The organism is Streptomyces sulfonofaciens (assembly GCF_014656295.1).
GTDB classification, from domain to species: domain Bacteria; phylum Actinomycetota; class Actinomycetes; order Streptomycetales; family Streptomycetaceae; genus Streptomyces; species Streptomyces sulfonofaciens.
On record NZ_BNCD01000002.1, the window covers coordinates 418,480 to 431,824 of the forward strand.

Here is a 13,345-nt window from a genome sequence, read left to right on the forward strand (position 1 = left end):
TCTCCAGAGCCAGGAGGTCGGGGGCCGTCACGCCTCGCCCACCAGCAGGTCCATCGCCCGGTGGAGCGCGGCGTCCGCCACCTGGAGCCCGGGGTGCGCGTCGTAGTGGGCGAGCACCTCGCGGGCGCCCTCGGCGAACGTCACCTCCGGGGCGAAACCGGGCACGAGCGTCCTCAGCTTGGTGGTGTCGAAGAGCATCGAGTGCCGGAAGTCGTGCTCCAGCACCTCCCCCCAGCCGGGCACCCGCTCGGCTATCGACTCGCTCGAGCGGTGCCGCAGGACCGGGTGGCGCACTCCCGCCGCGGCGGCCAGCGCCAGATGGATCTGGTCCCAGGTCAGGATGTCGCCGCTGACGACGTTGACGCTCTCGCCCACCGCGTGCCCGTTGCCGAGCAGCGGCACGAAGGCGCGTGCGAAGTCGCGGGAGTGCATCAGCGACCACAGGGAGGTGCCGTCGCCGTGGACGACCACCGGCCTGCCGGTGCGCATCCGCTCGATCGCGGTCCAGCCCGCGAGGCTCGGTATCACCGTGCGGTCGTAGGTGTGGAAGGGCCGCACGATCGTCAGCGGGAAGCCCTGGGAGCGGTGGGACTCCTCAAGCAGCACCTCGCAGGCGATCTTGTCCCGTGCGTAGCCGAACACCGGCTGGCGGCGCGGGCTGGACTCCGTGACGGGCAGGCTCGGGACCGGGCGGCCGAAGACGGAGCAGGTGCTGATGAAGACGTACTGCCCCGCGGACCCGTCGAACAGCCCGGGGTGCGCGCGTACGTCGTCGGGCGTGAACCCCACCCAGTTGACGACGGAGTCGAACTCCTCGCCGCCGAGCGCGTCCCGCAGCGCCGCCGGGTCGCGGACGTCCGCCGCGAGCCGCCGCACACCGGGCGCGAGCGGCCTGCGCGGCTCGCTCCTGGTGACGACGGTGACCTCGGTGCCGCGGCGGGCCGCCTCGGCGGCGGCGGCCGAACCGATCATGCCCGCGCCGCCCAGGAAAAGTACCTTCATGCTCGCTCCTTCGGGGCGGCCCCGCGCCTGCCACCGCGTGACAGGCCCCGGCCGACCAGGTGGTCGTGGCTGCGGCGCAGCGCCTCGAACGTGTCGATGTCCAGCCGCTCCAGCTCGACGATGTGCCAGCGGATGCCCGACGGCACCGCCAGGGCACGCGCCCAGTCGATCCGGCCCTCCCCGATCGGCACCATGACGTCCTCCTCGTAGCTGACCGCAGGACCGTCCTTGACGTGCACGAGGCGCACCCGCTCGCCGAGGCGGGCGATCACCTCGGCCGGGTCCGCGCCGCCCATCAGGGCCCAGTACGCGTCCAGTTCGACCAGGACGCGCTCGTCCAACTCGTCCAGCAGCAGGTCGTAGGCCCGGCGGCCGTCGAAGACCTGGGAGAACTCCGCGTAGTGGTTGTGGTAGGCGATCCGCATGCCGCGTGCGGCGGCACGCTCCGCCGCCTCGTTCACCCGCTCGGCGCCGCGCCGCACCGCCTGGGGCGAGTCGAACTCCTCGCGCTCCATGCTCCACACCAGGACCTCGGCGCCGAGCTCCGCGTTCCGGTCGAGCACGGCCTCGGCGCCCGGGCCCGCGGGGAAGGGGGCGTGGGCACTGGTGAGGACCAGGCCCGCGGCGTCGATCGCGCGCCGCACCCGGGCAGGCCCGAAGTGCTCCACGAGGCCGTAGGTCTCGACGCCCGCGTAGCCCAGGCCGGCCAGCCGGTCGAGGGTGCCCTCCAGGTCCGCGCGCGCCTGTTCCAGGACCGTGTACATCATGACGCCGAGGTCAGCCGGCATCGTTCCTCCTTGCGTTCGCGGCCCGGCGCCGGCCGGTGGTCCGGCCGGCGCCCGCGTCGGGAGTGCGGCCCTTCGGCCGGCTCATACGGGCTTCAGACGAAGGGCGACGACCGGATTGGGCACCGGGCTGAAGTAGGGATTGCCCGGCGTGGGGAAGCCGCTGACCTTGGCGGTGCTCCAGTTGCCGTAGCTGCCCCAGTAGAACATCGGTATCCACGGCAGGTTCTCGACGAAGACTGTCTGTATCTTGTCGAGGATCTGCCGGCGCTCCTTGTCGCTGGAGGCCTTCGGATACTGCTTGAACAGTTGCGCCGCCTCGGTGTTGCGGAACCGCTCGATGTTCTGGGAGGTCGGTGTCGCCTTGCCCAGGGGGTAGTAGAGGTTGGGGTTGATCGTGTCGTTGTAGAAGGAGAAGGCGCGCGGCGCGGAGCCCACCGGATAGCCCATCGTGGAGTCGAAGTCGCCCTTGGCGGTCACGTCGTTGATGTCGTTGACCGTCGTGGTGTCGATGGTGAGCTTGATCCCGATGTCCTTGAGCTGGGAGACCAGCACCTGGACGCGCGAGGCGATGTCCGTGTAGGCGGACGGGAAGCTGATCGAGAACTCGACCCGCTTGCCGCCCTTGTGGTAGTAGCCGTCGCCGCCCTTGGTGTAGCCGGCGTCGGTCAGCGTCTTCTCCGCCTTCGCCTTGTCCTGCACGAAGTCGACACCCCGGTACTGCGCGGAGACCTCGTCCTGGTACGCCGGCATCGGCAGGCCGGTGACGTTGGTGGCGGGCGGTGCGCCGGTCGCCCCGCCGACCTGCTTCCGGTCGACACCGAGGCTGATGGCCCTGCGCACCGCGAGGTCGCTGAGCGGCCAGCGCTCCAGGTTGGGGATGAGGCCGTCCGTGCCGGCGAGCGGCGCCCAGTAGTGGTTGTCCTTGCTGCGTGACAGGTACGTCTTGTCCGCGTCGGCTATGTAGGTCCCGCCCCAGTCCGCCTGGCCCTGGACCAGCGCGTTGGTCATGCTCTGGTTGTCCTTGTAGGCCACGAAGCGGATGCTTTCGACCTGGGCCTTCTGCTGCCAGTAGTGCTCGTTGCGCTCCAGCACGAAGCTCTGTGCGGAGAACGAGCCCAGCTTGAACGGGCCGGTGCCGACCGGGTTCTTGTCGGTGTACGTCGTCGGGTCCCCGGCCTTCGACCAGATGTGCCGGGAGACGATCGGCGCCGAGACGATGTTGGTGAAGAACTGCTCGGAGGGGGCCGCGAAGGTCATGACGACCTCGGTGGGGCCGGTCGCCTCGATCGTGTCGAACGCGACGCCGAGGAGGTTCAGCCCCGGGTGCTTCTTGAGCATCTCGAAGGTGAACACCACGTCGTCCGCGGAGAACGGCTTGCCGTCCGTCCACTTCACACCGGACTGCAGCGTGAACGTCAGCTTCCTGTTGTTCTCGGCCCAGGCCCACTTCTCGGCGAGCCAGGGGATGTCCTTGCCGATGTCCACGGTGTTGATCTGCACCAGCGGCTCGTAGATGAACCCGCCCTGCCCCTGGCTGGCGTAGGTGAGGCCGTTCGCCGAGTGGGCGAGGAACGGGTTGAAGACCTGGGTCAGGTTGTCGGACTGGCCGGCGACGACCAGGGTGGTCCCGCCGCCGGAGCCGGCCCCCGCCGACGGTGAACAGGCGGCCAGGGCGACGCCGCCGGCGGTCGCCAGCGCGCCGGCGAGAACGCTGCGTCTGGTCGGCTTCGCGGATGCCGCGCGGGCCCCGCGGGCCGGCGGCTGAGTGGTGGTCACGGTGCATCTGCTCCTTGTGTGCAGGGGACGGCGGGGGGCGGCGCTTGTGGGGCCGGACGGGGCCGGATCACTGACCGGCGGGTTCCGCGGGCGTGGCACTGCCCGTGGTGAGCCCGGCGACGGCGTCGGCGTTCTGCGCCCGCCGGGTCCGGGCCTCGGGCGTGTCCGCGTACAGCCAGCAGCGGGCCGCATGGCCGCCGGGCAGGTCGAACGCGGGCGGCGCCTCGCGTGTGCAGCGGTCCATCGCGAAGGGGCAGCGCGGATGGAACCGGCAGCCCGCGGGCGGGTCGATGAGGCTCGGCGGCTGCCCGATGTCACGCACCCGCGGCGCGCCCGCGCGCGAGGGGTCCGGCGCGGAGGAGATCAGCAACTGGGTGTACGGGTGCGCGGCCCGCTGCGTCACCGCCTCCGAGGGCCCCGACTCCACGACCTCTCCTGCGTACATCACCGCCGTGTCGGCCGCGAAGTAGCGTGCGGAGGCGATGTCGTGGGTGACGTAGAGCATCGCGGCGTTGCGCTCCTCGGTGAGGCGGCGCAGCAGGTTCAGGATGCCGAGGCGTATCGAGACGTCCAGGCTGGAGACCGGCTCGTCGGCGAGGAACACCGCGGGGCTCGCCGTCAGCGCGCGGGCGATCGAGATGCGCTGCAACTGCCCGCCGGACAGTTCGTGCGGGTACTTCTCGGTGAACTGCCGCGCGGGCACCAGGTTGATCTGCCGGAGCAGATCGTCGATGACGGCGTCCTGCTCCCCGCGGCTCGTGCCGGGGTGGTGCAGGGCGACCGCCCTTCTGAGCGTGCTCGCGACGGTGGCCACCGGGTTGAACGAGGCGAAGGGGTCCTGCAGGATTAGCTGCACCTCGCGGGTGTAGGCGCGAAAGGCCCGTCCGCGGGCCGGCCGCACCGGCCTGCCGTGCAGCCTGATCTCGCCACCGGTCAGCGGATGGAGCTGCGCGAGCAGCCGGGCCAGTGTCGACTTGCCCGACCCGGACTCGCCGACGAGGGCGGTGATCCGCCCCGGGTACAGGCTCAGGGACACGTTCTCCACGGCGTGCACCATCCGCCGGCCCCCGCCGCGCCGAGGCACCACGCTCCGTACGGGGAACCGCTTGGTGACCCCCACGGCCTCGAGGACCGGCTCGTCGGCCGGCCGCCCGCCGGTGCCCCGCCGGCCGCCGCCGGTGATCTCGTCGTCGCTCACTGCGTCCCACCCCTCGCCAGTTCGTGCTCCGTCCCGCCGCCGCCGGCGTCCGCGTACAGCAGGCAGGCCGCCCGTGCCGCCCCGCCGCCCCCCTCGATCCGGTACAGCGCGGGCTCCCGCGCCGAGCAGTCCTCGAACGCGACCGGGCAGCGCGGGCTGAAGGCGCACCCGGACGGCATGCGGCGCAGGTCGGGAGGCGAGCCGACGATGCCGGTGAGCTCCCGCCTGGGACCGCCCAGGGTCGGGAACGACGCGAGCAGACCGCGGCTGTAGGGATGCCGGGGCCGGTGGTAGAAGTCCGCTGCCGCCGCCATCTCGACGATCCTGCCGCCGTACATCACCGCGATCGTGTCGGAGAGCTCGATCAGCAGCGACAGGTCGTGGGTGATGAAGACGACCGAGAAGCCCAGCGTGTCCTTGAGCTCCATGATCTTCGCGATGATCTGCCGCTGGATCACCACGTCGAGGGCGGTGGTCGGCTCGTCCATGACAATGATCTCGGGATCGAGGGCCAGCCCGACGGCGATCATGGCCCGCTGCCGCATACCGCCGGACAGCTCGTGCGGATAGGAGTCCGCCCGGTCCGCGGGGATCCCCACGATGCCGAGCAGCTCCACGATCCGGGCCGCCCGCTCCTGGGCGCTCATGTGCGGGCGGTGGGCGGTGAGGACGTCCTCGATCTGCGCGCCGATCCGCATGATGGGGTTGAGGGCGTGCATGGCCGACTGGAAGACGATCGACAGCTCCTCCCAGCGGAACCCGCGCAGTTCGTCGTCCCCCATCGACAGCACGTCCACGGTGGTGCCGTCGGCCGCGGTGTAGCGGACCTCGCCGTTCGAGACCTCCGCGGGGGGCTTGTGCAGCCGGGTGATGGCGTACGCGAGCGTGGACTTGCCGGAGCCGGACTCGCCCGCGATGCCGAGCACCTCGCCGCGCCGCAGGGTGAACGAGACGTCGTCGACCGCCCGGACCCGGCCGCCCTCGCCCGCGTACTCCACCCGCAGATCGCGGACGTCGAGCACGACGTCGGTGCTGTCCGGGGTGAAGGGCGCGGCCGGGGGTCGCGGCCCGGTGCGTGCGGTGCGCCGGGGCCTTCGGGTGCGGTGGCCCGCGACTTGGGCCCGCTGGGCCTTTTTGGTGCCGATGCCGGCCTGCCGCAGCCGGGGGTTGATGAACTCGTCGATGCCGAAGTTCACCAGGGACAGCGCGGTGCCGAGCAGGGCGATGGCGAGACCGGCCGGGACGAACCACCACCAGGCGCCGGTGAGCAGCGCGCTGTTGACCTGTGCCCAGTAGAGGATGGTGCCCCAGGACCACTGGGTCACGTCGGTGAGGCCGAGGAACGCGAGGCTCGCCTGGGTGAGGATCGCGGCGGTGACGGTGCCGAGGAACGAGGCGGCGATGACCGCGACCTGGTTCGGCAGGATGTCCTTGAGGATGATCCGGGAGGTCCGCTCCCCGGTGGCCCGCGCCGCCTCCACGAAGTCCCGCTTGCGCAGCGACAGAGTCTGGGCCCGCAGCACCCGGGCGCCCCACGCCCAGCCGGTGACGGAGATGACGAGGATGATGCCGAGCGAGCCGCTGTGCGGCAGGTACGCGGCGAGGATGATCGTCAGCGGCAGGCTCGGCAGCACCAGGAACACGTTCGCCAGCAGGGAGAGCAGTTCGTCGCCCAGGCCGCCGAGGTAGCCCGCCGTGACGCCGACGAGGACCGAGAGCACCGTCGTGACCACCGCGGAGCCGAAGCCCACCAGCACGGAGGCGCGTGCGCCGTAGAGCATCTGGGAGAACAGGTCCTGCCCGTTCTGGGTGGTGCCCAGCAGGTGCGCGCCGGAGGGGCCCTCGGTCACGGCGTGGCTGACGGACGAAGGGTCGTAGGGGGCGATCCAGGGCCCGATCACCCCCAGCACGAGGAAGACCACCGTGATGACCAGGCCGGTGCAGGTGAGGGGCGAGCGCAGCAGGCGGAGCCAGAGCCTGGAGGGGCTCACCGAGGCCTCCGGTGCCGCGTCCGCCTCGGCGACGGCGGCTGCTTGTACGGCCATGGGTCAGCTCTCCCTCGTCCTCGGGTCGAGGAACACGTAGGCGACGTCCGCGAGCAGGTTGGCGACCAGCACCAGGACGGTGATCAGTAGGAAGATGGCCGACATCAGCGGGTAGTCGGCCGACTGGGCGGCCTTGAAGAGCACCGTGCCGATGCCGGGGTAGTTGAAGACGACCTCGGTGACGATGGAGCCGCCCACGACGAAGCCGAGCGACATCGCGAACCCGGACAGGGACGGCAGCATCGCGTTGCGGGCTGCGTAGTGGTACATCACCCGCCGCCTGGAGAGCCCCTTGGCCTCGGCCAGCCGGACGTAGTCCTCGCTCAGCGTGGTGACCATCATGTTGCGCATGCCGATCAGCCAGCCGCCCACGGAGGCGACGACGATGGTCAGCGCCGGCAGCACCGCGTAGTAGAGCGCGCTGGAGACGAACCCGCCGCTGAACCCGATGGTCTCGGTCACCGCGTAGCCGCCGGACAGCGGGAACCACTTCAGGGTGATCGCGAAGACCAGCACCACGATGATGGCGAACCAGAAGTACGGGATCGAGGACAGGAACGTGGTGACGGGCACCAGGGAGTCCAGCCAGGTGCCGCGCTTCCAGCCGGCGAGCATGCCGAGGCCGGTGCCGATGACGAAGCTGAGGACCGTGCAGGCGGTGATGAGGACGAGCGTCCAGTACATGCTCTGGCCGAGCACGTCGCTCACCTTCGACGGGTAGTACGCGTACGAGGTGCCGAAGTCGCCCGTGAACACGCTGTGCCAGTAGCTCAGGTACTGGTGCCACAGGCCGGTGTCCTTCTGCCCGAACAGCACCCGCAGCGCCCGGATCGCGGAGGGGCTCAGCTTCCCGTGGAACTGGTTGATCAGGTTGTCGGCCGGGTCGCCGGGCATGATGCGCGGAATGACGAAGTTGAGGCTGATGGCCGCCCAGGCGGTCACCACGTAGAAGCCGAGCTTCGTGAGCACGGTACGCATCGGTCAGTTCCCTTCCGCGCGGTACCCGGCGGCCCGCTGCACCGGCGGTCGCGCCGCGTTCCTCCGTGGGTCCCGGATCCGGAACACACGGCGTGCGCAGATGCTCACGAAGTCGGTCTGGTTCCCCATCGGGAGCTCGTGATAGTCCTGGCAGACGCGTTCGTCCTCGGCGTCCGCCGCTGGATGCCCGCTCTCCGACCCGTTCACCTTCGCGACCCGTGGACCCCTGGCCGCGGTGCGCCGGCCGTGGCTGCGCCCGCCTCCCGGTGAGCCCGTGCCGCTGATCGCCGCCGAGAGTGGACTCATATCCGCTTCTCCTTACCGGGCTCATCCAAGGCTGTGCCAAACAGATACCACTTGCGATCAAGTTAAAGACGAATAGCTGTCCTGTCTAGATGCTTGACGGCAACGGTCGGGCAATGTGCGGGGCGCCTGGGCGTTACGCACGCGGATGGCGTCCTGTGGGGCGGGCCGGAAGGGGGCGGGAGAGGTGGACAGCTCAGCACTCCACCATGTACCACATAGGACCACATGGTGGAGAGGCCGTGGATCCGCGGGCCGCGCGGGCCCGCGCGGCCGGTCACCGACGGCCGGCCCGCGCGGCCGGCCCCGCGTCCGCACAGGAGACCACATGAAGATCAGTCAAGTCGTCGCACCGCGCACCTCGGAGGTCGTCGAGGTGGACGATCCGCAGCCGCGCGACGACCAGGTCCTGGTGGAGGTGGTCGCGAGCGGGGTGTGCACCTCCGACCTCGGCCCCTGGCTCGGTCACGATCCGGGCCGGCCTCCGGTGCGGCTCGGCCACGAGATGGTCGGCCGGGTCGTCGCCGCGGGCCGGGACGCCGAACGCTGGCGGCCCGGTGACCTGGTGACCGGACTCGGCGGCGAGGGGTTCGCGACGCTGGCCGTCATGGACGCCCAGGCGATCCTGCCCGTGCCGGCCGGCATCGAGCCCGCCCATGCGATCGGTGAACCGGTCGCCGACCTCGAAGAGGCCCTGTCCCGTACGGGGGTGGCGGCCGGGGACCGGGTGGGGGTGGTCGGGCTTGGCTTCATGGGGCTCGGACTGGTGCAGCTCGTCAGGCGGCACGCGCCGGGACTGCTGGTCGGCGTCGACCCGGACCCGGCCCGCCGTGCGCGGGCGCTCAGGCTCGGCGCCGATCTCGTCTTCGCCCCGGACGAGCTGCCCGAGGAGTTCCGCAGCGCGACCGGCAGGCGCACCGAGGCCCGGTTGGACGCGGTGCTGGAGGCGACCGGGGTGACCGCGGGTCTGACGACGGCGGGCAGTCTCGTCAGGCCGTTCGGCAGGCTGTGCGTGGTCGGCTACCACCACACCGGGGACGCCGTGATGGACATGGACCTCTGGTACAAGGCCGTCACCGTCGTCAACGGCTTCTGCCCCGACCGCACCCGGCTGATGGTGGCGATGCGGGAGGTGCTCGACCTCGTCGCACAGCGCCGCTTCAGCTACGCCCCGCTGGTCACGCACCGGTTCGGCCTCGACCAGGTCGACGACGCCTTCGCCGCGATGCACCGCGCGGGCGCCGACTTCGTCAAGGGCGTGGTGGTGCCGTGAGCCGCCCGGGACGGGACCCGGTCGGCCGGCGCCCCGTCGGTGTCCCGTGCAGGCCCGGTGTCCCGTGTCGGCCCGGTGTCCGCCGGCCGCGGATCACTCGTAGGTGCGCGTGAAGGACGTGCGCAGCCGGTAGCGGTCGCCCGCGTAGCGGATCGTCGACAGGAACAGGGGTTCCTGTCCGGCGCCCAGGGCGAGCTGGTGCATGACGAGCAGCGGGTCGCCGGGTGCCGTGCGGAGGTGCTCGGCGGCCCGTTCGTCGGCCTTGGTGGCCTCGATGGTGCTGTCGGCCCGCGCGGGCTCCACGCCCGCCTCGAAGAGCGTCGAGTAGAACGAACGGGTGCGGAAGTCCACCTCTTCGAGGCCGGGCGCGAGGGACAGCGGGATGCGGCTCAGGTCCAGCGCGATGGGGACGTCGTCGAGCAGCCGGACCCGCTCCAGGCGGAACAACGGCGTCCCCGGGGCGATCGAGAGCCGCTCCGCCTCGTCGAAGGTGGCCGGATCGGTCCCGGCGTGCAGTACCTGCGAGTGCGGTTTCAGGCCCATCCGCGCCGCCGTCTCGCTGAACGACTCCAGGCTGTTGGGCCACTCCTTCTTCGGCACGGCCCTGGCGACGTACCAGCCGCGGCCGTGCGACGCGCTGAGCTCGCCCCGCTCCACCAGGTGGCCGAGCGCCTTGCGCAAGGTGACGCGGCTGATGCCGAGTTGGCCGCACAGCTCACGCTCCGGAGCGAGGCGCGCCCCGGGTTTGAGGTTCCCCTTCTCGATCTCACCGTGGATCAGATTGACCGCCTGGATCCACAGGGGTTCGGAATAACCCGGCAGGATCGCACCCGCGACCTCGCGAGAGTCGTTCATACGTCAGAGAACCCCATCATCGTCTGCGCGCCCTCGCACGCTCCGGCCGCTCGCCGTCCGTCCCCGGCCCGGGCGGCCACGCGTGCCGTCCTCTGCGCGGGCCCTTCTCCTCGGTCGGCAGGGGCCCCGACGCCCGGGGGCGGCGGTGGTCGGCATCGGGGCTCAGGATAGCTTTCCCGGCAGCGGTCTGACCAGGAGACCGCACCGCGCCCGGCGGGTGGCGCAGGCCCGTTCGGCGGCTCCGGCCGACCGCCTGCGCAGGGCCGGTCCGGCCGGCTCGGGGGCCGCCGTGCGCCGGTGCCGGTGCGGGCTGGGCCTTCGGCCGTTGCGCGCGGTGTGCCGTGCGAGGGCGCCCCGCACTCGGCCGGGCGCCGATCCGGCCCGGCGCCGACCGGCGGGGCAGCCGCAGCCGTGCGCTACGCGGGGATGCCCGCCGCGTCCATGAGGGTGGCCGCGGTGGTCACGGCGAGCCGGTCCGTCAGCGCGTCCGCCTTGATGCCGGCCCGGGCACTCGCCCCGTCGTAGACCAGCATCAGTTGACGGGCCAGCAGCGCGGGGTCGGCCGCGCCGCCCCGCTCGGCCTCACCGCGGAAGAAGTCGCACAGCGCCTGCTTGCGGTCCGAGGCGACGAGGCTCGCCGGGTGGTCGGTGCGCTTCAGCTCGACCTGTACGGCCAGGTAGGGGCAGCCGAGGAAGTCGGGCGCGCTCGCGTGCTCCTCCAGTCGCTCGAACACGTACAGCACCCGCGCACGGGGCGTCGCGGAGGTGTCCGGCGGCCGCAGCACGGCCCGGAGTCCGGGGCCCTGCCGTTCGAGCGCGGCCGCGAGCAGCTCGTCCTTGGTCGCGAAGAGCTGGTACATCGACCGCTTGGACACTCCGGCGGCCTTGCACAGCGCCTCGACGCCGATACCCACGCCCTCCTGGTAGAAGAGCCGGCCCGCCGCGTCGAGCAGCCGCTCGCGGGGGGACGGCCTGGTGGCTGAGGCGGAGGTCATGGCACAAGGCTACCGGCCCGGCTTGGCAGGGGGAAACCGATCGGTTTACGGTGCTGTGAAACCGATCGGTTTCCCGGGTTCGCCGCGGTGTGCGCCGCGGTGAACCGGCTTTTGTGCTCCCGACCCACGAAGGGCGTGTCATGCAGATCAACGGTTCCGTGGCGCTGGTCACCGGCGGCAACCGAGGCCTTGGCGAACAGTTCGTCCGGGCACTCCTCGACGCCGGTGCCGCCAAGGTGTACGCGGGCTCCCGCGACCCCCGGAAGGTCACCGTGCCCGGCGCGGTCCCGCTGGCCCTGGACGTCACGGACGCCGACTCCGTGCGCGCCGCGGCCGAGCAGGCGGGGGACGTCGCCCTGCTGGTCAACAACGCCGGCTCGTCAACCGGGGCCGGTGTGCTGGACGGTCCCCTGGACGACTTCCGCACCGAGTTCGACACCCATGTACTCGGCACCCTCGCCATGACCCGGGCGTTCGCCCCCGCGCTGGCCCGGGCCGGCGGCGGGGCGGTCCTGAACGTCCTGTCCGTGCTCTCCTGGGTCACCCTGCCCCCGTCCGCCGGCTACAGCGCCGCCAAGTCGGCCGCCTGGTCGATCACCAACTCCGCCCGGCTGGCCCTCGCCGGCCAGGGCACCCAGGTGACGGCGCTGCACGTCGGGTACATGGACACCGACATGGCGGCGAACGCGGACGCGCCGAAGTCCGACCCGGCGAAGGTGGCCAGGCTCGCCCTCGACGGCGTCGAGTCCGGCCTCCACGAAGTGCTCGCCGACGACCTCAGCAGGCAGGTGCGGGCCGGGCTGAGCGGCGGCGTCGCCGCCCTGTACCCGCAGTTGGCGCGGCCGGCCGCGGGCTGATGCCGCCGCGCCCGGCCGCAGCCGCCGGCACCGGGCAGCCATGCCCAGGCGGCCGGCACCCGCCGGGCGCTCCCGGCCCGGCCCGGCTCAGGACCCCTCGCCGGCGCGCCGGGCGGGCCGTGCGCGCCGGTGCAGGAGCCGGCCGTGCGCGGCCTCGGAGTGGGTGACGACGTACACGTCGATGTCCTCGCCCGACCCCTCGATGACGGACTCGCCGACGCCCCTGGTGAACACTTCCTTCAGACGGCTGCGCCGGGTCGCGCCGATGACGATCTGGGTCGCGTTGACCCGGCGGGCGAAGTCCAGGATGGCCCGGGCCGGGTCGTCGCCCTCGACGGTGTGGTAGCTGCCTCCGAGGTCGTCCACCAGGGCCCGCTGGTCGTCGAGGAGCCGGGGCGAGACGGTGGCGAGTCCGTCGCCGCGCCGGACGTGCACGGCGAGGAACTCACCGCCCGCGCCGCGGGAGGCGGTCCGTTTGGCGCGCCGGATCAGCGTGCCGCCCTCGGGTCCGCCGGACAGCGCCACCAGCACACGTTCGCGGGTGCCCCACGGGTGCTGGATGCCGTGGTCCCTGCGGTACCGCAGCAGGGCCTCCTCCACCCGGTCGGCCACCCAGAGCATGGCGATCTCCCGCAGGGCGGTGAGGTTGCCGGTGCGGAAGTAGTTGCCGAGCGCGGCCTCGACCTTCTCGGGCGGATAGACGTTGCCGTGCGCCATCCGGCGGCGCAGTGCCTCGGCGGACATGTCGACCAGCTCGATCTGGTCGGCGCGGCGGACCACGTCGTCGGGGACGGTCTCCCGCTGCCGGACACCGGTGATCTGCTCGACCACGTCGCCCAGCGATTCGAGGTGCTGGATGTTGACGGTGGTCAGGACGTCGATGCCGGCCCGCAGCAGCTCCTCGACGTCCTGCCAGCGCTTGCGGTGCCGGCAGCCGGGGACGTTGGTGTGGGCGAGCTCGTCCACCAGGACCACGCGGGGGTGGCGGGCGAGGACCGCGTCGAGGTCCATCTCGGTGAACGTGGAGCCCCGGTAGGACAGGGTGGTACGGGGCACCGTCTCCAGGCCCTCGGCCATCTGCCGGGTCAGCGGCCGCCCGTAGTCCTCCACGAATCCGATGACCACGTCGGTGCCGCGCGCGGCGCGCCGCCGGCCGTCGCCGAGCATGTCGTACGTCTTGCCGACCCCGGGGGCCGCACCGAGGTACACCAGCAGCCTGCCGCGCGCCACGCTCACTCCTTCCGGGCTGCGCCCGGTCGCCCCCGGGCACGGCCG

At 72.0% G+C, this 13,345-nt stretch carries 12 protein-coding genes and 1 pseudogene; 2 read left to right on the plus strand and 11 right to left on the minus strand.

Features of this window, described 5'->3' with window-relative positions:
* Window positions 1-27: 27 nt before the first annotated feature.
* The 8 genes and pseudogenes from IE313_RS04775 to IE313_RS04805 all read right to left on the minus strand — a co-directional run bounded on the left by IE313_RS04775 (window position 28) and on the right by IE313_RS04805 (window position 8,093).
* Window positions 28-1,002 (minus strand): NAD-dependent epimerase/dehydratase family protein, encoded by a 975-nt coding sequence (locus IE313_RS04775; RefSeq protein ID WP_189929618.1) that lies wholly within the window; start codon window positions 1,000-1,002, stop codon window positions 28-30.
* Entirely contained in the window at window positions 999-1,790 is a 792-nt protein-coding gene (locus IE313_RS04780) for a sugar phosphate isomerase/epimerase family protein (RefSeq protein WP_229924377.1), read from the minus strand. The genes IE313_RS04775 and IE313_RS04780 overlap by 4 nt, the downstream gene beginning before the upstream one ends.
* An 81-nt stretch (window positions 1,791-1,871) precedes the next feature.
* A complete protein-coding gene (locus IE313_RS04785) occupies window positions 1,872-3,566 on the minus strand; it encodes an ABC transporter substrate-binding protein (protein WP_229924378.1) in 1,695 nt (564 codons plus the stop codon).
* A gap of 67 nt (window positions 3,567-3,633) precedes the next feature.
* Window positions 3,634-4,749: an ABC transporter ATP-binding protein gene (locus IE313_RS04790; protein WP_229924406.1), complete on the minus strand. Its 1,116-nt coding sequence runs from the start codon at window positions 4,747-4,749 to the stop codon at window positions 3,634-3,636.
* Window positions 4,750-4,760: 11 nt separating this feature from the next.
* Complete coding sequence (locus tag IE313_RS34970; protein WP_229924407.1) at window positions 4,761-5,786, minus strand: ABC transporter ATP-binding protein; 1,026 nt, start codon at window positions 5,784-5,786, stop codon at window positions 4,761-4,763.
* Window positions 5,787-5,975: 189 nt separating this feature from the next.
* Window positions 5,976-6,809 (minus strand): annotated as a pseudogene (locus IE313_RS34975) (ABC transporter permease); the annotation flags it as partial.
* 3 nt (window positions 6,810-6,812) lie between these two features.
* Window positions 6,813-7,787: an ABC transporter permease gene (locus IE313_RS04800; RefSeq protein ID WP_189929620.1), complete on the minus strand. Its 975-nt coding sequence runs from the start codon at window positions 7,785-7,787 to the stop codon at window positions 6,813-6,815.
* 3 nt (window positions 7,788-7,790) lie between these two features.
* Window positions 7,791-8,093 carry a hypothetical protein gene (locus IE313_RS04805; RefSeq protein WP_189929621.1) on the minus strand — a complete coding sequence of 101 codons (303 nt, stop codon included), beginning with the start codon at window positions 8,091-8,093 and terminating at the stop codon, window positions 7,791-7,793.
* A 325-nt stretch (window positions 8,094-8,418) separates the two neighbouring features.
* Between IE313_RS04805 and IE313_RS04810 the strand changes: the two genes are divergently transcribed.
* On the plus strand, window positions 8,419-9,363 hold the full coding sequence (locus IE313_RS04810; RefSeq protein WP_189929622.1) for a zinc-dependent alcohol dehydrogenase: 945 nt from the start codon (window positions 8,419-8,421) through the stop codon (window positions 9,361-9,363).
* 93 nt (window positions 9,364-9,456) lie between these two features.
* Here IE313_RS04810 and IE313_RS04815 read toward each other — a convergent pair whose 3' ends face one another.
* Both IE313_RS04815 and IE313_RS04820 read right to left on the minus strand, forming a co-directional pair.
* On the minus strand, window positions 9,457-10,218 hold the full coding sequence (locus IE313_RS04815; RefSeq protein WP_189929623.1) for a GntR family transcriptional regulator: 762 nt from the start codon (window positions 10,216-10,218) through the stop codon (window positions 9,457-9,459).
* A 416-nt stretch (window positions 10,219-10,634) separates the two neighbouring features.
* On the minus strand, window positions 10,635-11,213 hold the full coding sequence (locus IE313_RS04820) for a TetR/AcrR family transcriptional regulator (protein ID WP_189929624.1): 579 nt from the start codon (window positions 11,211-11,213) through the stop codon (window positions 10,635-10,637).
* Between the two features lie 140 nt (window positions 11,214-11,353).
* On the opposite strand from IE313_RS04820, the gene IE313_RS04825 reads away from it, so the two are divergent.
* Window positions 11,354-12,070, plus strand: a complete 717-nt coding sequence (locus IE313_RS04825) for an SDR family oxidoreductase (protein WP_189929625.1) — start codon at window positions 11,354-11,356, stop codon at window positions 12,068-12,070.
* Window positions 12,071-12,157: 87 nt separating this feature from the next.
* Here the strand turns inward: IE313_RS04825 and IE313_RS04830 are convergent, their stop codons facing one another.
* The gene (locus IE313_RS04830) at window positions 12,158-13,300 is read right to left on the minus strand and encodes a universal stress protein (protein ID WP_189929626.1); all 1,143 of its coding nucleotides are present in this window, start codon (window positions 13,298-13,300) and stop codon (window positions 12,158-12,160) included.
* Between the last annotated feature and the right edge of the window lie 45 nt (window positions 13,301-13,345).

What these genes read in the sequence shown, in the direction of transcription:
- IE313_RS04820 (WP_189929624.1), bottom strand. Translation starts at nt 11,213, where the DNA reads ATGACCTCCGCCTCAGCCACCAGGCCGTCCCCCCGCGAGCGGCTGCTC.
- IE313_RS04805 (WP_189929621.1), bottom strand. Translation starts at nt 8,093, where the DNA reads ATGAGTCCACTCTCGGCGGCGATCAGCGGCACGGGCTCACCGGGAGGC.
- IE313_RS04810 (WP_189929622.1), top strand. Translation starts at nt 8,419, where the DNA reads ATGAAGATCAGTCAAGTCGTCGCACCGCGCACCTCGGAGGTCGTCGAG.
- IE313_RS04775 (WP_189929618.1), bottom strand. Translation starts at nt 1,002, where the DNA reads ATGAAGGTACTTTTCCTGGGCGGCGCGGGCATGATCGGTTCGGCCGCC.
- IE313_RS04815 (WP_189929623.1), bottom strand. Translation starts at nt 10,218, where the DNA reads ATGAACGACTCTCGCGAGGTCGCGGGTGCGATCCTGCCGGGTTATTCC.
- IE313_RS04780 (WP_229924377.1), bottom strand. Translation starts at nt 1,790, where the DNA reads ATGCCGGCTGACCTCGGCGTCATGATGTACACGGTCCTGGAACAGGCG.
- IE313_RS04800 (WP_189929620.1), bottom strand. Translation starts at nt 7,787, where the DNA reads ATGCGTACCGTGCTCACGAAGCTCGGCTTCTACGTGGTGACCGCCTGG.
- IE313_RS04825 (WP_189929625.1), top strand. Translation starts at nt 11,354, where the DNA reads ATGCAGATCAACGGTTCCGTGGCGCTGGTCACCGGCGGCAACCGAGGC.